A 17,232-nucleotide genomic window follows, 5' to 3' on the forward strand; every position below is an offset into this window, starting at 1 on the left:
GAATGGGTTTTTCCATTAAAAATAGCAGCGAAATTGAAAAAATGCGAGTTTCAGGCGGAATTGTCCGCAAGGCTCTTGAAAATGTAAGAAGTATCTGCAAGCCCGGTGTAACAACCGCAGAGCTTGATGAAATAGCTGCTAAAACTGCTGAAGAAGTAGGTGCGGCAACGCTCTTTAAAGGGCAGAAATCTCCGCATACTCCCAAGCCGTTTCCCGGTGCTGTATGTGCTTCGGTAAACGAGCAGGTAGTACACGGCATCCCCTCCAGCAGGGTTGAGCTCTCTGAGGGCGATATTGTGAGCGTTGATTTCGGCGTAAAGCTTGATGGTTATTGCGGAGATTCAGCCGTTACGATTGCCGTAGGCGAGGTTTCCGCTCTCAAGCGTAAACTGATGGACGTTACTAAAGCAGTTTTGGATATTGCTATAAATAATATGGCTCCCGGGAAGAAATGGAGCGGGATAGCTGCTCAGATGCAGGCAAAGGCCAAGTCTGAGGGGTTTTCCGTGGTGAAAGAGCTTGTAGGCCATGGCATCGGCAAGGAAATGCACGAACCCCCGCAGGTGCCGAATTTTGTTGATAGATTTACGCTCAACAACGATTTCACCCTTAGAGAAGGGATGGTAATAGCTGTTGAGCCGATGATAAACGCCGGCAGAGGCGCAGTTAAAACTTTAAGAGACGGCTGGACAGTGGTAACCAGAGATGGAAGACCAAGCGCTCATTTTGAGCACACTATAGCTGTTACAGCCTCCGGATGTGAAGTGATGACTGGATAACTGAAAAGGTTACTATGGGTAAGAACGACGGAATAAGAATCGAAGGTAAAGTGCTTGAAGCTATGCCGAATGCTGTTTTCAAGGTTGAGCTTGAAAATGGACATCAGATTGAGGCGCATGTTTCAGGTAAAATGAGGATGCATTTTATTCGTATCCTTCCCGGAGATACTGTAGTAGTAGAAATGAGTCCATACGACTTAAGTAAAGGTCGTATTGTTTTAAGAAAATAGAACGCCGCATAAGCGGCCATTTAGCGGACAGGTGCTGATATGAAAGTTAGAAGTTCAGTAAAGCGTATCTGTGAAAGTTGCAAAATTATAAAGAGGAAGGGCGTGATCAGAGTAGTCTGTTCTGCCAATCCGCGTCATAAGCAGAGACAGGGCTAACCCTTTAATTTCGTAAGGAGCAATTATGCCTCGTATAGTCGGTGTAGATGTACCAAACAATAAACAAATATTCTATTCTCTTCTGTATATACACGGAATCGGGAAACATTATTCGAAGAAAGTCCTTGAAAAGGTTGGTATAGAACCAACCCGCAGGGCTGACCAGCTTACTGATGAAGAGCTCACGAAACTCTCTCAGCTTATCACTGATAAGTATGAGATTGAAGGCCAGCTCAGAAGGAAAGTTGTTCAAGATATTAACAGGCTCAAAGAGATTGGCTGTTACAGGGGCTTCCGTCATAAAAGAGGCCTGCCCTGCCGTGGACAGCAGACACAGTGCAACTCCCGCACGCGTAAAGGCAAGAAGAAAACAGTTGCAGGCAAGAAGAGTGTTAAGGCGTTACGCTGAATCTGTGAATTTATTAGCAGGATAATATTTAAATGGCTAAAGCTACTAAAAGAAAAACAAGAAAAAATGTACCTAAGGGTGTGGTGCATATTAAATCTACCTTCAACAACACCGTGGTAACTATCACCGATATGGAAGGCGCATCTCTCTGCGCTGCTTCAGCCGGACAGATGGGATTCAAGGGCTCAAGAAAGAGCACACCTTTTGCCGCTCAGAAGGCCGCTGAAAAGGCTGCTACTGAAGCAAAAAGGCACGGGCTTAGAGATGTTGAAATTCAGGTGAAAGGACCGGGGCAGGGAAGAGAATCAGCTATTACTGCGATTCAAAGCTCAGGGATCAGAATTTCATCTATTGAAGACGTAACACCTATACCGCACAACGGCTGCCGTCCTCCGAAACGCCGCCGCGTGTAAGGTGGTTCAAATAAAGCTTTATTAAAAATATGGATTACAAGTAACAGATTGCATTTTCCGGTTTGCCGACCGGTTATGCGGGAACCTTGTTTGAAGAGGCAATAATATGCGTATAACTTGGAGAGGCATCGAACTGCCTACAAAGTTCGAGATTGACAAAGAAATATCGAATGTGTATTACGGCAGGTTTGTCGTAGAGCCGTTTGAAAGAGGCTTCGGTACTACAATCGGTAACAGCCTGAGGCGTGTTCTGCTTTCCTCGATTGAGGGAGCAGCGGTAACACGTGTAAAGATTCACGGAGTGGATCACGAGTTTACAACTATACCGGGCGTTCTCGAAGACGTTACCGACATCATCATCAACATCAAGAAGATTGTCCTCAAGCTTCAGGGCAGCGGCGAGAGAAAAATAAAACTCACTGCCAAGAAAAAAGGCCCTGTTACAGCAGAAATGATCGAAACCGATCAGTACGTGGAAATAGTTAATAAAGACCACGTGATTTTCAACCTAACCGAAGATAAAGAGGTTGAAATGGAAATGACAGTCCAAAAGGGCAGAGGATACTGGGCTGTTAAAGACCGGATCGCTGATTTGGACAGGTTTGATCAGGAAGTGGGTAATATTGAAGTTGATGCCCTCTTTTCCCCGATAGTACGTGTGCGCTACAATACTGAAGATACAAGAGTTGGCCAGCGTACAAATTACGATAAGCTCATCCTCGAAGTTTGGACAGACGGTACGACAACTCCGCAGCTTGCGGTTATTGAGGCCGCCAAAATTCTTCGCAAACATATTAACCCGTTCACCCATTTCAGTATTCCGGGCGAAGAGGTCGTTGACGGCGAGCTCGTGGTTCAGGATTCTGAGAAAAAGGGTGAGGATGAAGAGCTCAACAGGAAGCTTGATATGCCGATCGGCGATCTTGAGCTGTCTGTGCGTGCAGGTAACTGCCTTGAGTCTATAAAGCTCCAGACAGTAAGAGATCTGGTTCGGTATAACGAAAGCGATCTTCTCAAGGTTCGAAGCTTCGGGAAGACCTCGCTAAGAGAGATAAAGAGAAAGCTTGAAGAGCTTGGTTTGTCTCTTGGAATGGAAGTATAAGAGCAGAGCCTCTTATTAGCGTTTTGATATAATAATGAAGTTATAAAGATATAAGGGATCAGAACAATGCGTCACCGTGTAGCAGGACGTCATTTAGGCAGAACATGCCAGCACCGTACAGCGATGCGTAGAAATATGGCCAGCTCCCTTTTTGAGCACGGCAGAATATGCACTACTCTGGAAAAAGCCAAAGAGGTAAAACCGTTTGCAGAAAAGCTTATTACGCTTGCCAAGAAGGGCGACCTCGCCTCTCGCAGGCGTGCGATTTCTCTTCTGGGCGATAGAAATATCTTCGAAGAGAAAGACGGCGTAAATCAGAGAGTGGGTACTGTTGTAGGAAGGCTGTTCAGCGATATTGGGCCGAAATTCATAGACCGCCCGGGCGGTTATACAAGAATTATCAAGCTCGCAAAGAGACGCCTTGGAGACAGCGGAAGCCTCTGCTATCTTCAGCTCGTTGAAGAAGAGCTTGAATTCAAAGAGAAAAAATCGGCACCAAAAAAATCTCAGCCCCAACAGGCTGAACCTCAAATGCAGGCTCAGGCCGTTGAAGCTGAAACGCCTACGGCTGAAGAGCTCGCTGAAGACCAGCAGGCAGATACTTCAGAACAGGCCGAAGAAGAAAGCAAAGAAGACAAGAGCTGATTCGACCTTATGGACTGTGTATTCTGTAAAATCATTGCAGGGCAGATACCCTGCAGCAAGGTTTATGAGGATGATAACGTGCTTGCGTTTATGGATATCAATCCGCTCGCTGAGTATCATACACTCGTAATACCGAAAGAGCATTTTGAGTTTTTGTGGGATTGCCCGGCCGAGCTCTCAGCGGCCATTGGTTCGGCTTTGCCTAAGATAAGCAGGGCAGTTCAGAAGGCTTCAGGCAGCGATGGGTGCAATGTGCTCAACAACAATGCTTCCGCCGCCGGGCAGGCAGTACCGCATATACATTTCCATATAATTCCTCGATTCGAGAACGACGGGGTGTTCACCGAATGGCCTGCAAAACAGCTCGCCCCAGAGAAGGCGCAGCAGGCCGCAGAGAAAATCAAAACCCTGATCGATGCTGAGTGAATAAGAAAAAAGTCACAGCCATCTCATAGAAGCCCAAAATATAGGATGTTTCTTTAAAGTTAGCGGGGTTAACATTTTCATTTTAATACCCTTTCTTAAAGACAATTACAGCTTTTCTGCGGCGAAGCGGAAAAGCTTTTTCTTTAATTTAAAAATTTTTTCCCTGAGCCAATAAAAGACTCTCTGTTCAAAAAGGCATAGAAAAACTCAGTTTAGAGACTGTTTCAGCGGCCATGCGTCTGGGCAGTAGTCCAGCCAGTAGTCTGCTAAAATTGCGCAATCTATCATATCGACATTAAAATCGTTGTTCAGATCTGCTTGAGCTGCTCCGCTCAGCCAGTTATCTGCCATATTCAGCAGATCTTCATTACACACTCTGCACGCCTGCACGGCATCGAGCACAGAGAAATTTATCCAGCCGATATTCTCTCCCCAAGCCCAGCCGGCAAACTCACCTTCCGTATCAATGGTTACTCCGCCGTGGGTTGGTGCAAAATTGATCCAGCCTGCGTTCTCAGCCCATGCGAAGCCTGAAAGATTCCCGCTGCCGTCATTTTCAATGCCTCCATAGCTTGAGGGCGAGAGGTTGATCCAGCCGATATTCTCCGCCCAAACAAACCCTTCAACCGAATCAGAAGACACGTGAACACCGCTGCCCTGAGCGGGCTGGAAATTCAGCCAGCCTGCGTTTTCGCTCCATGCATACTGACTGCCGTCGTCGTATGGGTCTATATTTTCAGCAGAAACAGGCAGCCCAGCAGAGAAAAACAGAAAGGCAATCACAGAAAAACTTTTTACATAAGTATTCATTTAAGTTCCTTTCTATCTAATTAGCTTTGCTGGATTAAGGTGCATGATTAGTCCCAACCGTACTGCCTAGGGAATATATATTGTTGTTGTTGCCCACGGCACAATTGCTGTCTATGTAGCCGTTTTGGCAGAAAATTCCATAAGTGGCATTTTCGAAGGCAGTATTGTCAATAATGAGGCTGTTGCCTCCGCTTTGTATCCCGGCCATTCCATTATTCCTGGCAGTGTTGCTTTTTATCACTGACCCCTGTCCTGCGTGAATCCCGTTTCTCTCGTTTGAAGAAAAAACATTACCTTCAATTCTGCAAGCATCTGCAGATGAAGTTGTAATTCCATGCTCTTCATTACCTGTACATACATTATCTATCAAAATAGAATTGCCGTTATTAACTAGTATCCCATCCTCTCCGTTATCACAACATCTGTTTCCTTTTATTAAATCATTGCCATAGGTAAATATTCCTTTACCTCCGTTTCCGGTGCATATATTATTCCTTACTGTTCCTCCGCCGTGGAGCACAATACCATCGTTGCTGTTGTCTCTGATTATGCAGTTTTCAACGGTATGCCCCTTGCCGTAAAGAGTAATTGCATTACAACTATAATGCCCCGAACCGGTATTTGAAATATGGACATTTGATATTCTGTGTCCTCCAGCGTTTGAATCACTGTTGTGCTCGACTATTCCGCGGGCAGAGAAGCCTGTAACAGTTCCGTTCGATATGCTAACATTCCGGCAGCTCTGCATTATAATTCCGCTGATACCTGTAGAACCTTCTTCAGCTGATAGCGTGCAGCCGCAGAGATCAATTGTAACGTTATTAACGCCTGAGCTAATATAGATGCCGGTTGAGGAGCATACTCTATTGCCGGTTAGGTAGTAGGAGCCCGATTCGTAGATATCGAATGTATCAACCGGAGTTTCTGAGCCCGGGATTGGGATTCGCGGCTCAACCTCATCAAGGGTTTTCATTGTCCCCGAGGAGGGAGGTGCGGAGGGCTCAAGCTCGCCGGCAGACAAAGCTGCTGGGAAACTCAACAAAAGAAGAGATAAAAAGAGATTTGCCGATTTACATAACATTTTCATTTTAATACCCTTTCATAAAACAACTCTATTAAATCTGCAGCAGCCTGTTTACTGCAAACCAAATTCTATATTCTTTTTTGATTTTGGTGTCATCAATCAGAGTGCAGAAAGATGTAGATTTAACCAATACTGTGGAGCTGTTAAACAACATCTAAAGCCAAACTAAGTGTATCAAATTCAAATGTTCATTTCAAGCAATTTCTTATTACTTCTTTTGCGGAGGTTCTTTGAGAGACAATATTTTTGGGCAAAGCTTTTTAAAGCCGAATCTATCCGCTTGTTTTCCGCCTTCGGCGGACAGGCTCTTCGCCTTCGGCGGACTCCACGCACGGCTCTGATTGTCTTTAGTATTACGCAGCGATTTCACGATACGAAATATTTAAACCGAGCCACGCATGAATCCGCCTTCGGCGGAGGAATAAGTGGACAAAAGGCAATGAGAAGGGAATAGGCAAAAGTTTTTTTCGCAGAATTTTTACGCTGCCCAGGCGGGCGCTCGCGCAGGTTCGCCCCTACTCGCCAACGAAACCCGCAGACAAAAAATCCTTAGCGAGTTTTCCGTCTTCGGCGGACTGGCTCAGTGAATAGACAGCAATAAATTCTGCAAAGCATTGCAGCATGATTATTTGCATTTTGCCGAAAAATAATTCCTCACATCCACCCATGAGTCTAAAATTTACTGGAAATTGAATTGGCGAAATGTATAATTCCGCATTCTAATTTCACAAGAGGTATAGAATTGAAGGCTTTAGCAAGAGAAACTTTAAAAGTAAACAAGCTCAAACTCAGGCTTTACGAAAAGCCGCTTCATCCGGAGCTTTTCGATGTGCGCAGGCGTATTATGGAACAATCTCCAGCCTGCGGGATCGACCTCTGGATCACCGGCTGTTCTCACCTGATAAGTCTGCACGGGCATAAATTCTGCGTTACCGAATTCCTCGGCACTGCAAGACAGAAACAACTCCCCGCCGGCGAGATTGACAGCTTCCGGCTCAAAGGAACTAAATATCACTCCTACAGCCTCGCTGGGGGTTTGGTTAAATATCAGACAGAATTCGGGATTGAATCGGTATCGGAAAATGTGTATTCCTATATCGCAGACGAGCTCAAGGATTCCGCAGCCAATAACGGGAATCTTTTTATGTACACCAACTCCGAGAGCGGGACGCTTGTAAGGCCGTTTTCGTATGCCTCGATTTGGAAAACTGCCGATAAGGTGCAGCTTTCAGTATGCCACGGCTACCCGGCGGAAATGAAGGTGCTCAGGACGCTCTCTCTATTCGAAATTCAGCGATAAGGGAAAAAGCTTATTTTTCCCGCTTCTAAGTTCGGCCCCAGCAAGTTTGCTTTGTGGTGTTAACTTCAAATGCTTTATATCACTTTCGAGAAGGGGGCTGTTAAAGTTTGTGCTTTTGAACTGGTAATGGAGTGTATATAATCAGCCGGATTTAACAATTTTTGAAAGCGAAAATAATAAATGGACTCCGCTGTTTACTCAATATTCGGATCTTTCTACATAATCTGGCTAGCTGCGGCAGGCTTTGCCGGCATTAAATGGGCATTTGATACCGGGCTGGGCGTACGAGCTTTGCGCAAGCTACCGCCGTGGCACAGGATTCAGCCGCTGGGGTCTGTTCTTCTAGCTGCGGGCAGCTATATCATCCTCGCCTCGGCATTTTCCGAAGGACTGAAGGTGGTTTTGGAAGATGAGATGCTTGCCCAGCAGATTGGGATGGCTTCTGCTGGGATAATTACAATCATCTTTCTTGAATTATACTTTCGATCTTTTCAGTCTGAGGGCATATCTGCTCTTGGGTTGGATTTTCGTAATTTCTGGGGCAGATTTAAATCAGCCGGCAAATTCATCCTCACAGTTTATCCGTTTATCTCTCTTAGTGTGGTTCTCACTACCCACCTGTTAAGCCTTCTGACTGATAATTTTCAGCCCCAGAACCACCCCTTCATAGACGATCTGCTCCAAAAAAGGCAGGACGGAAATTTCCTGATAGCGAGCATTGCGGCAGGCGTTAATATTGTGTTGGTGGCTCCGTTTGTGGAAGAAACAATTTTCCGCGGCCTCGTTCAAAGCGGGCTCAATTCAGCAACGGGAAGGCGAGGGCTGCCGATATTGATTACATCTGCGATTTTCGCTGTTGTTCACGGGGCAGGCGTTTGGACGCACTGGCCTGCGCTTATGCTGTTCTCGTTAGTGCTTGGATACGCCTACGAGAAAAAACGCTCCCTTCTGGTGTGTATTCTCCTGCATTCGATGTTCAATTTTATAAGCCTCTCGCTCAGCTTTTTATCTGGAGATCTATACAAGCTCACTGGCGGATAAACTTTTGAAAACTCTTTCGCAAAATATGATTATGTTTATATTATTCCTTAAAGGTTAATATGAATCCCTGCGAAGAGAAAATCATAGAGGCCGCCCAGTCTGTAAAAGGGCGGATTGTATGCACGGGAAGCTGGGGAGCCTATCCGTCTTGGCTGGCGGGAAGGCTTTCTGAAACGCTTGACCGCCCAATTCTGATTGTGCACCCGCACATAGAGGATTCAGACTGCGCAGCCGATGAGATTCACTCCTTCATCTCAAAGCAGCCCATGTTTCTGCCTGCATGGGAAGGCGAGCAGGATCTCAGCGATTCTGTAGGCGAAACGGCGGCAGAGAGGCTCAAGGCCGCCGCGAAAATCCCAGAGCTTTCAGCAGGTGATGTGATGTGCGCCTCTGTGCAGGCATTATCCCAGCCTCTGCCCGATCCGGAAGGTCTCGAGGCCGATGCGCTTTCGATAAGCTGCGGGAAAAATCTCGAACCTGAGCTTGCTGCAAGCTGGCTCGCTGATCAGGGCTATGAGCCCTGTGAAGCAGTGGATGCTCCGGGCGAATTCGCAAAGCGCGGCGGCATCCTCGATATCTACCCGCCCGCTGCCGGCATCACAGACGCCCAAGGCCAAGAAGAAAAAACAAGGCCGATACGGATTGAGTTTTTCGGGGATGAGGTGGAGACAATCCGATACATCAATCTGGACAACCAAACATCCGAGGGGGAGATCCAGAAGGCGGAGATCTATTCACGTATTCAGCCGATGCCCGAAGGCGGATTGAGCGTGTTTGAGCTGTTAAGAAAGGATGCCGTGATTATCTTTGCAGAGCCATCAGAGGCCTCTGAGGTGCTTCAGGCATACTTGAGCAGGGTATCGGGAAGCGGGAAATACTTCACTTTCAGCCAGATTTACAAAGCCGCCTCGGAGCTCTGCCTGATTGAGGTGAGCAGATTCGGCTCGGCAGGCGGGGAGGAAAACCACATCCAGCTTTGCGTTGAGAGCATAGATAAATACAAAGCTGAGGCAGGTTCGGTGCTTGAGAAAAGCCAGGAGGCGCTCGGCAGGCTCTGCGAGCAGGCAGAAACCGGCGAGGAGGTACTGCTTTTCTGCGAATCAGCCGGGCAGATCAAACGAACTAAGCAGCTCATCTTATCCCAGCGAAGCTCTGTGCCGGAAAATCTGCACATAAAAATAGGCTATGTTCGCGAAGGCTTCTCCAGCAGGCAGGAAGGGCTCACGGTAATAGGTCATCACGAAATTTTCGCACGCGAATTTGTTCGAAGGCGGGCTGCAAGAATTCGAAGGTCTGCCGGCGTGCATTCGCTTTCGGATCTCGCCTCGGGCGATTATGTAGTGCATCTTACAAACGGCATAGCAATCTACCGCGGCACAAAGATCATCGAGCAGAATCAGTGCCCGAGGGAGCATATGATCCTCGAATTCGCAGACGAAGCGAAGATATTCGTGCCTGTGGAGAATATAAGCCTCGTGCATAAGTATATTGGCTCGGGGGGGATGAAGCCGTCGCTGAGCAAGCTTGGAGGCAAACGCTGGTTCAACCAGAAGAAAAAGGCCTACGATGCTGTGATGGATATGGCATCGGAGATGCTTGAGCTTCAGGCAAAACGAAACGAGGCAGGGGGCTTTGCCTTCTCGCAGGACTGCGACTGGCAGCGGGAGTTTGAAGATGCATTCCCCTATCAGGAAACACCCGACCAGATAAAGGCCATAGAAGAGATCAAGGCCGATATGCAGAGCCCGAAGCCGATGGAGAGGCTCCTCTGCGGTGATGTGGGCTACGGTAAAACAGAAATCGCAATGCGGGCGGCGTTTAAGGCCGTTCTCTCCGGCAAGCAGACCGCTCTTCTCGCCCCAACCACAATCCTCACCATCCAGCACGCAAACACTTTCAGAAACAGGTTTGCCGGCTATCCTGTGCGGATAGAGGTGCTCAACAGATTTATCTCCGCAGGACGGGCAAAAGAGATAATCGAGCAGAGCAGAGCTGGCAGAATCGACATCCTCATCGGCACACACAGGCTCTTATCGAAAGATATCGCGTTTGCCGATTTGGGGCTTCTGATTATCGATGAGGAGCAGAGGTTCGGCGTGGAGCATAAGGAGAAGCTCAAAAAGCTCAAGGTGAATGTGGATATCCTCTCGCTCTCAGCAACTCCGATACCGCGCACGCTGCATATGTCTCTTATGGGCATCCGCGATATCAGCACGCTCTCCACCCCGCCTCTGGACAGGAGAAGCGTTGCAACATCAATCCACCGCTACGACAATTCCCTCATAAAGCAGATTATCTCAAGGGAGCTTGCGAGGGAGGGGCAGGTGTTCTTTTTGCATAATATCGTTAAAACAATCGACAAAACCGCAAACCTCCTCCGCGAGCTTTTCCCTGATTCGAATATAGCCGTTGCCCACGGACAGATGAACAAAAAGAGGCTCGAAAAGTCAATGCTCGATTTTGCAATGAAGAAAATCGATATCCTCGTATGCAGCACGATAATCGAATCGGGCATTGATATACCAAACGCAAATACGATCGTGATAAACAATGCAGACCGCTTCGGCCTCGCCCAGCTCCATCAGCTCCGCGGCAGGGTGGGCAGGTTCAAACGAAAGGCAAGAGCAGAGCTGCTGATCCCGCCGGACAGACCAATCACACCTGTGGCGGCAAGAAGGCTCAAGGCGATTGAGGAGTATTCTGAGCTCGGAGCGGGCTTCCAGATTGCGCTGCGCGATTTGGAAATAAGAGGGGCGGGTAATATCCTCGGGGCTGAGCAGTCCGGCCATATAGACACAGTGGGCTATGAGCTTTACTGCCAGATGCTCAAGAATGCGGTAAAGCAGCTCAAAGGCGACCATACTATACCCAAACCAGAAACCTCGCTCAATCTTGGATTCAGCGCATACATCCCCAAAAACTACATCCCCTCAGATAAGCAGAGGCTCGGGGCATATCGAAAGGCCGCTGAAGCTGAAACGCTTGAAGACCTGCTCCTCCTTGAAAAAGAGCTCAAAGACCTCTTCGGCAAGCTCCCAGAGCAGGCTGTCTGGCTGATTGATCTGGCAAAGATTAAGCTCAGGGCATCTGAGAACCTGATAGCGAGAATCAAGGCTCAGGGGCAGGATCTCGTGTTCACATTCAGCCCGCAGGCAGACGACTCCAAAGCAGCCGACATCTTCAACAGAACCTCGCGCAGGGTTACAGCGGTTGACAAGAAGACCGTGCATGTCCGCCTGAGCAAACACCACTTCGAACCGCCCACAATTCTCGCATTCCTCAGAAAGCTTTTCAGCTGCTGAATTTTATTGACACCGCTCAGGCTTTCAGTACGATACCCCGCTCAGTTTTTGTGAAACAAAAGAACAAAACCGAATTAAACCGGACTTCAGCAATATGCACAAAAAAGGATTCACTTTAATAGAGCTTCTTGTGGTAATAAGCATCATAGCCCTGCTGATGAGTTTTCTGATTCCAGCGCTCGCTGAGGCGAGGGATGTGGCCAAGCGAACCGTATGCAGCAGCAATCTCAGGCAGATTGCCGCAGGCTCGGAGATGTACACGCAGGACAACGGGCTTGAATATATGGCAGGCGGAGATCCCCTGCCTTCAGGAGTATGGCTCTGGATGGGGCGGGGCTTCAGGGGATACGTAAAGCCTTATCTCGATAATCAGGAAGGCAGAACGAGCGTTCTTTCCTGCCCGGGAGACCGCACAGCAGAGAATAAATACGAAGCCACAAGCTACGCATACTCAATGAGCTTCTACCACAGCCCCGAGCAGATCAACTCCATCTCCAGCGTAGCGGGCACTTGGTCTGGTGAGCTTGAGGCGGTGCCGCAGAAGGCCGGCAGCGCATCGCATCCCTCGCAGAAGATTATGTTCGGCGAGTGGTACAGCAATCACGAAGAGATCGAAAGCGGCGACGACGGCGGCTGGTGGTGCTGGGATGGAGCGAGGAATTTCCTCTTCGCAGATACGCACGTGGATTTTATTAGAGCAGAAGATCTCGAAACAGCCAATGACGAGCTTCCAGACCCGAACGTTACAAGAAACGGCATCAAAGGCATTGATTACACGGGCAAGTAGAGACGCCTGGTAAGGGGAGGATTGTTCTGGGTTCGGGCAGAGGTTCAGCTTCACCGCGTTCGAGCTTTCAAAATGCTGATTTTTCACCCACTTCTTTTTATGCCTTTCCGATCTGCATTTGCTTTCAATAACTCACCCGTGGTTGTCTGAGCTTGAGAACCTTTAGAGCTGCTTCTTTGATGTTTGCAATTTATCTTTGATTGGGTAAATTGTAGTTAAATATTTCAGGTTAGAATCAGGGAAGGTTAATTATGAGCTCCATTTACAAGATGCCGGCCAGCCGGCGAAGGGTATTGTTTTTTGCATCATCGTTTCTTTTGATTTTCAGCGCAGGTACCGCTGGGGCGGAGGGTTTCTTTGCCCAGCCCTGCGGGCAGACTGTTGAATACATCCGCGAGCCGGCTGAAGGCGTGCAGATATCAGACCGAAAGCCCGAATACTCTTGGATTGTCCCGCAAGAGGCGCAATATCAGAAGGCCTATCAGATTATCGTATCCTCAAGCATACCAAGCATCAACCGCAGCAAAGGCGATATCTGGGATTCGGGAAAAGTTCTCAGCGATAAGTGTGTAAATATCGAACACGCAGGCAAGTCGCTGGAGCGGGGCTCTGAATACTACTGGAAGGTTCGCATATGGGACAGCAGGGGGCGGGTTTCGCTTTATTCTCCCGTGCAGAAGTTCGCTGCGGGCGATAGAGGCGAGCCGGTTTCCACGCAAAATTCCTTTCAGATTGAACATATAGCCCCTGAATCCTCGAAGAAAATCTCCCGCAACACATATTTTTTCGATTTCGCCAGAGCAGCCTTCGGCTCTGTTACTCTCAAATACCAAACAGAGAAGCACGAAACATTAAAAATAAGGCTCGGCGAGAAAAGCTCCGGCGGCAGGGTGGATACAAATCCGGGCGGTTCAATCCGCTATAAGCAGGTTGAGATCGAGGTTTCTCCGGGCTGCAGGGAGTATGAGGTTGAGCTCCCCGCAGACACGCGGAACACCGGCAGCCGTGCAGTGAAGCTGCCCGAATCTTTCGGCGTTGTTATGCCGTTCAGGTATTGCGAGATTATCGGCGCTTCATCTGAAATTACCGAGGATGATATCAGGCAGAAGGCCTTCTTCTACTACTTCCAAGATAATGCAAGCGCGTTTTCCAGCTCCAGCAAAACCCTCAACAAGGTTTGGCAGTTGTGTAAATATTCCATAAAAGCCACATCATTCGCAGGCCTGTATGTTGATGGAGACAGAGAAAGAATCCCTTACGAGGCGGATGCATATATTAACCAGCTCAGCCATTACTGCACCGACAGAGAGTATGCAATGGCCAAACAGACGATCGAGTATTTTATGGATCACCCAACTTGGCCTACAGAGTGGATACTGCATACTGCTATGATGGTTTATCAGGATTACATGTACACAGGCGATACCGAGCTGATAGAGAATTATTATGATATTTTAAGGCATAAGAGCCTTATAGCTTTGGCAAGGGAAGACGGGCTTATCTCCACTCAGACTGGCAAAGTAACTGATCAGCTCCTGCGGGATATAGGATTCGACCCGGTTCCTGAAAAAGGCCTTGGAGACATCGTTGACTGGCCGCCCGCCCAGAAAGACACCGGCTGGAAGCTCGCAACCGAGCAGGGCGAAAGAGACGGCCATCAGATGCTGCCGATTAACACGGTGGTGAATGCGTTTTTCTGCAGGAATATGCAGATTATGGCGGAATTTGCCGAGATACTCAATAAGAAAAAAGACCGAAGGCTCTTCACCAGTATGGCTGCGAAGGTGAAAGAGGCGATTAACAGTAAGCTCTTCGATAAAGATAAAGGGATATACATTGACGGCGAGGGAGCAACGCATTCTTCGCTGCATTCAAATATGCTGCCTTTGGCCTTTGATATTGTGCCCGAGGAGCATAAGAAGTCTGTGGCGGAATTTGTTGAATCAAGGGGGATGGCGTGCAGCGTTTACGGGGCTCAGTATCTCCTGCAGGGGCTCTTCAAGGCGGGCAAATCTCAATACGCCCTGAGCCTTATCACAGCCAAAACCGACAGGAGCTGGTGGAATATGATAGAAGCCGGCTCCACAGTAACCCTCGAAGCTTGGGACCTGAAGTATAAGCCAAATGCTGATTGGAATCATGCATGGGGCGCAGCGCCGGCGAATGTAATCCCGCGATGGCTATGGGGGATTCGCCCGAACAGTCCGGGCTTTGAGTCTGTGGTAATCCAGCCGCAGCTTGCAGGTCTGGAGCGAACCAAAATCAAAATGCCCACTATTAGAGGCTCCGTTGAATGCAGCTTTGAGAAAACCGCCTGCGGCAGGAATTTTTCAATCAAACTCCCCGCAAACACCGACGGAATATTCCGCCTTGATGATATTGAAAATAAGGCTGTTTTCCTGAGCGGGAAGGAGATTAAGGCAGAAAAGGGGGCTGTTGAAATAAGCGCGGGAAAAAATGAAATAACCATAAAAAACGATTAACAGCTAATCTGATACATTCCTCAGAATACACAGATTGCTCAGATTTGATGTAGGAAAATTTCATTTTATAAGCGGAAATTAGCCCCGATTAGCGGTTCGGGGCAAGGATTTACAGGATGAGATAAAGATTTCATATTAAATTTAAATTGGCTTTCTCCATCAAAAGAACTTATCTTAAATCATTAGTGAAAAATTAGTGTAAATTAGCGGCTGAAAAAAATATTCCCCTCCGCTTCCTCCGCTATCTCCGTGTAAAAAATACAATTTAAACATTGGAGAAGAGTTTGGTATTGCGGTGAAACGTTCTTCCGGCAGAGAGCTTTCCCTCATTTATGAAAATGTTTTCTCTGATGTAAAAGAGAGTTAAACATCGGAGGAATCGGAGCAATCGGAGGGAGACAAGAAATTAGACAGGATTAACAAGATTTACAGGATGAGATAAAGATTTCATATTAATTTTAAATTGGCTTTCTCCATCAAAAAAACTTATCTTAAATCATTAGTGAAAAATCAGAGCTGATTAGCGGCTGAAAAATATCTCCCTCCGCTATCTCTCCGCCTGCGTCGGAAAACCCGCTAAAGATTTTTTAAAAATTAACTTGAAATTAACTTTTTTGCTGGTAAATTTTGAAGAGGAAGAAGATTTTAATTTATCAGGAGTTTTAAAATGAGATTTTCAAAGGTGTTATTGAGCGTTTTCCTGTGTATTTCAATAATGTGCAGTTCTTTTGCAGAGTGGGATCCTGCCTTCGATCACGATGGAAACGGGGTAATTGGTATTGGCGATTTTGCCATGCTTGCCGCACACTGGCTGGAGTCTGAGAACTCTAATCCCGCCGGGATGACCTGGGTTTATATTGATGATGACGGCTCTAATATGAAAGATTATGATGGCAATCCCATCGACGGCCACGGCGGCTTTACCGGCTATATGAGCAAGTATGAGACGACCAACGCCCAGTACTGCCAGTACCTCAACGATGCCCTTGCCTCGGGCGGTGTTGACATAACCGGCGGCGATGTTTACGGCAGCAGCGGGAGTTATTCAGGCCAGATTTACTACGATATGGACTCTTCTTACGCCCAGATTTCATACTCAAACGGCTCTTTCTATGTTGAAACCCGAGAAGGGTATGACATGAGCGAGCATCCTGTAGTGGAGGTAAGCTGGTATGGAGCGATTGGCTTCTGCGAATACTACGGCTACAGGCTCCCCACAGAGTGGGAGTGGCAGGCTGCGGCAGACTACGACGGCTCATATACCTACGGCTGCGGAACAACGATTAATCAAAGCAAAGCTAATTATTACGATAGCGGCTGTGCAAATCCGCTCGGCCTATCGGGCTATCCATATACAACCCCGGTCGGCTATTACCCAGCCTTCGGCTACGGCCTGTGCGATATGGCGGGAAATGCTTGGGAGTGGACAAACTCTATCTACAGCGGAAGCTTTCGTGTTCTCCGCGGCGGCAGCTGGCGCTACTACGACTACTTCTGCACCGTCTCGTACCGTTACAACAGCAGCCCGCACTATCCCAGCAGCTTTCTCGGGTTTCGGGTAGTGCTTGATTTGCCCAATTGAAAAGTGGTTTTTCAACGGGATAAATAGGCTTTGCCACGCCCCGAATAAAACGGAGTTTTCGACGGGATATATAGGAGCAATACTCCTGCGGGGTAAAGATTTTCTTTTGCTGTTTTAGAGTTTAGAGAAAACTGGGATTTGCCAGATACAAGCTGCCGTTATTTGTACTGCTTTCTCATCTTAGCGGACGGGATGGCGAGCTGATCACGGTATTTGGCAACGGTTCTTCTTGCGATTTTGATGCCCTTTTTCTCCATCTCCTCGCATAGCTTCTTATCGCTGAACGGCTTGGGCTTATTGAAGATAATGGCACTCCCTTTCTATCCTTAAATTAACCATTTATACGGCATTCTCTCCGCGTTCATTGCTGCTGATTCGAACGGCATCATCCAGAGGCAATACATAAATTTTCCCATCGCCGCGAAGCCCTGTATGGGCAGCTTTGGCAATTGCCGAGAGCACTTTATCCACTAAATCATCATGGCAGGCTATTTCCAATTTGATATGCGTTTTTGTTTTGAGCGAAATTTCTCGGTCATTCATGCTGCGGTCTCTTCCAAAGCCTTGTACTTCTGTGGAGCTGGCGCCCGTAAGACCTTCAATTTTATGTAATGCGAGAATTACTGCATCCAGCATATTAGGTTTGACAAAAGCGATTATCATTTTCATTTCGAATCTCCTTT

The 17,232-nt window shown here is 47.6% G+C and carries 18 protein-coding genes; 14 read left to right on the plus strand and 4 right to left on the minus strand.

Going from position 1 to position 17,232, the window contains the following annotated elements:
* Nucleotides 1-2 precede the first annotated feature (2 nt).
* From map to STSP1_RS10590, 8 genes are all read left to right on the plus strand, one after another.
* Nucleotides 3-779, plus strand: coding sequence for a type I methionyl aminopeptidase (gene map, locus STSP1_RS10555; RefSeq protein WP_085756295.1), 777 nt, complete (start codon nucleotides 3-5; stop codon nucleotides 777-779).
* Between the two features lie 14 nt (nucleotides 780-793).
* Nucleotides 794-1,009, plus strand: coding sequence for a translation initiation factor IF-1 (infA, locus tag STSP1_RS10560; RefSeq protein ID WP_085756296.1), 216 nt, complete (start codon nucleotides 794-796; stop codon nucleotides 1,007-1,009).
* A gap of 39 nt (nucleotides 1,010-1,048) precedes the next feature.
* The gene (gene rpmJ, locus STSP1_RS10565) at nucleotides 1,049-1,165 is read left to right on the plus strand and encodes a 50S ribosomal protein L36 (protein ID WP_077540006.1); all 117 of its coding nucleotides are present in this window, start codon (nucleotides 1,049-1,051) and stop codon (nucleotides 1,163-1,165) included.
* 25 nt (nucleotides 1,166-1,190) lie between these two features.
* Nucleotides 1,191-1,574, plus strand: coding sequence for a 30S ribosomal protein S13 (gene rpsM / locus STSP1_RS10570; protein ID WP_085756297.1), 384 nt, complete (start codon nucleotides 1,191-1,193; stop codon nucleotides 1,572-1,574).
* Between the two features lie 32 nt (nucleotides 1,575-1,606).
* Nucleotides 1,607-1,987 carry a 30S ribosomal protein S11 gene (rpsK, locus tag STSP1_RS10575; RefSeq protein ID WP_085756298.1) on the plus strand — a complete coding sequence of 127 codons (381 nt, stop codon included), beginning with the start codon at nucleotides 1,607-1,609 and terminating at the stop codon, nucleotides 1,985-1,987.
* 106 nt (nucleotides 1,988-2,093) lie between these two features.
* The gene (locus STSP1_RS10580; RefSeq protein WP_085756299.1) at nucleotides 2,094-3,089 is read left to right on the plus strand and encodes a DNA-directed RNA polymerase subunit alpha; all 996 of its coding nucleotides are present in this window, start codon (nucleotides 2,094-2,096) and stop codon (nucleotides 3,087-3,089) included.
* Nucleotides 3,090-3,155: 66 nt separating this feature from the next.
* Nucleotides 3,156-3,734, plus strand: coding sequence for a 50S ribosomal protein L17 (gene rplQ, locus STSP1_RS10585; RefSeq protein ID WP_085756300.1), 579 nt, complete (start codon nucleotides 3,156-3,158; stop codon nucleotides 3,732-3,734).
* Between the two features lie 9 nt (nucleotides 3,735-3,743).
* Nucleotides 3,744-4,160, plus strand: a complete 417-nt coding sequence (locus tag STSP1_RS10590; protein WP_085756301.1) for an HIT family protein — start codon at nucleotides 3,744-3,746, stop codon at nucleotides 4,158-4,160.
* A gap of 207 nt (nucleotides 4,161-4,367) precedes the next feature.
* Here STSP1_RS10590 and STSP1_RS10595 read toward each other — a convergent pair whose 3' ends face one another.
* On the minus strand, nucleotides 4,368-4,970 hold the full coding sequence (locus STSP1_RS10595) for a hypothetical protein (protein WP_085756302.1): 603 nt from the start codon (nucleotides 4,968-4,970) through the stop codon (nucleotides 4,368-4,370).
* Nucleotides 4,971-5,004: 34 nt separating this feature from the next.
* Nucleotides 5,005-6,057 carry a right-handed parallel beta-helix repeat-containing protein gene (locus tag STSP1_RS10600; RefSeq protein WP_085756303.1) on the minus strand — a complete coding sequence of 351 codons (1,053 nt, stop codon included), beginning with the start codon at nucleotides 6,055-6,057 and terminating at the stop codon, nucleotides 5,005-5,007.
* A gap of 691 nt (nucleotides 6,058-6,748) precedes the next feature.
* Here STSP1_RS10600 and STSP1_RS10610 point away from each other — a divergent pair.
* From STSP1_RS10610 to STSP1_RS10635, 6 genes are all read left to right on the plus strand, one after another.
* Nucleotides 6,749-7,354, plus strand: coding sequence for a DUF2617 family protein (locus STSP1_RS10610; protein WP_085756305.1), 606 nt, complete (start codon nucleotides 6,749-6,751; stop codon nucleotides 7,352-7,354).
* Nucleotides 7,355-7,534: 180 nt separating this feature from the next.
* The gene (locus STSP1_RS10615; RefSeq protein ID WP_085756306.1) at nucleotides 7,535-8,395 is read left to right on the plus strand and encodes a CPBP family intramembrane glutamic endopeptidase; all 861 of its coding nucleotides are present in this window, start codon (nucleotides 7,535-7,537) and stop codon (nucleotides 8,393-8,395) included.
* 59 nt (nucleotides 8,396-8,454) lie between these two features.
* Entirely contained in the window at nucleotides 8,455-11,697 is a 3,243-nt protein-coding gene (gene mfd, locus STSP1_RS10620) for a transcription-repair coupling factor (protein WP_085756307.1), read from the plus strand.
* Nucleotides 11,698-11,791: 94 nt separating this feature from the next.
* Nucleotides 11,792-12,484, plus strand: coding sequence for a type II secretion system protein (locus STSP1_RS10625; RefSeq protein ID WP_085756308.1), 693 nt, complete (start codon nucleotides 11,792-11,794; stop codon nucleotides 12,482-12,484).
* Nucleotides 12,485-12,735: 251 nt separating this feature from the next.
* The gene (locus tag STSP1_RS10630; RefSeq protein WP_085756309.1) at nucleotides 12,736-14,967 is read left to right on the plus strand and encodes an alpha-L-rhamnosidase-related protein; all 2,232 of its coding nucleotides are present in this window, start codon (nucleotides 12,736-12,738) and stop codon (nucleotides 14,965-14,967) included.
* A gap of 667 nt (nucleotides 14,968-15,634) precedes the next feature.
* Nucleotides 15,635-16,549, plus strand: coding sequence for a formylglycine-generating enzyme family protein (locus STSP1_RS10635; RefSeq protein ID WP_085756310.1), 915 nt, complete (start codon nucleotides 15,635-15,637; stop codon nucleotides 16,547-16,549).
* Nucleotides 16,550-16,707: 158 nt separating this feature from the next.
* On the opposite strand, the gene STSP1_RS10640 is transcribed toward STSP1_RS10635, so the two are convergent.
* Both STSP1_RS10640 and STSP1_RS10645 read right to left on the minus strand, forming a co-directional pair.
* Nucleotides 16,708-16,857 carry an RNA polymerase factor sigma-54 gene (locus tag STSP1_RS10640; protein ID WP_117625030.1) on the minus strand — a complete coding sequence of 50 codons (150 nt, stop codon included), beginning with the start codon at nucleotides 16,855-16,857 and terminating at the stop codon, nucleotides 16,708-16,710.
* A 31-nt stretch (nucleotides 16,858-16,888) separates the two neighbouring features.
* The gene (locus STSP1_RS10645) at nucleotides 16,889-17,218 is read right to left on the minus strand and encodes a P-II family nitrogen regulator (protein ID WP_085756312.1); all 330 of its coding nucleotides are present in this window, start codon (nucleotides 17,216-17,218) and stop codon (nucleotides 16,889-16,891) included.
* Between the last annotated feature and the right edge of the window lie 14 nt (nucleotides 17,219-17,232).

The sequence above is a fragment of the Sedimentisphaera salicampi genome, assembly GCF_002117005.1.
GTDB classification, from domain to species: domain Bacteria; phylum Planctomycetota; class Phycisphaerae; order Sedimentisphaerales; family Sedimentisphaeraceae; genus Sedimentisphaera; species Sedimentisphaera salicampi.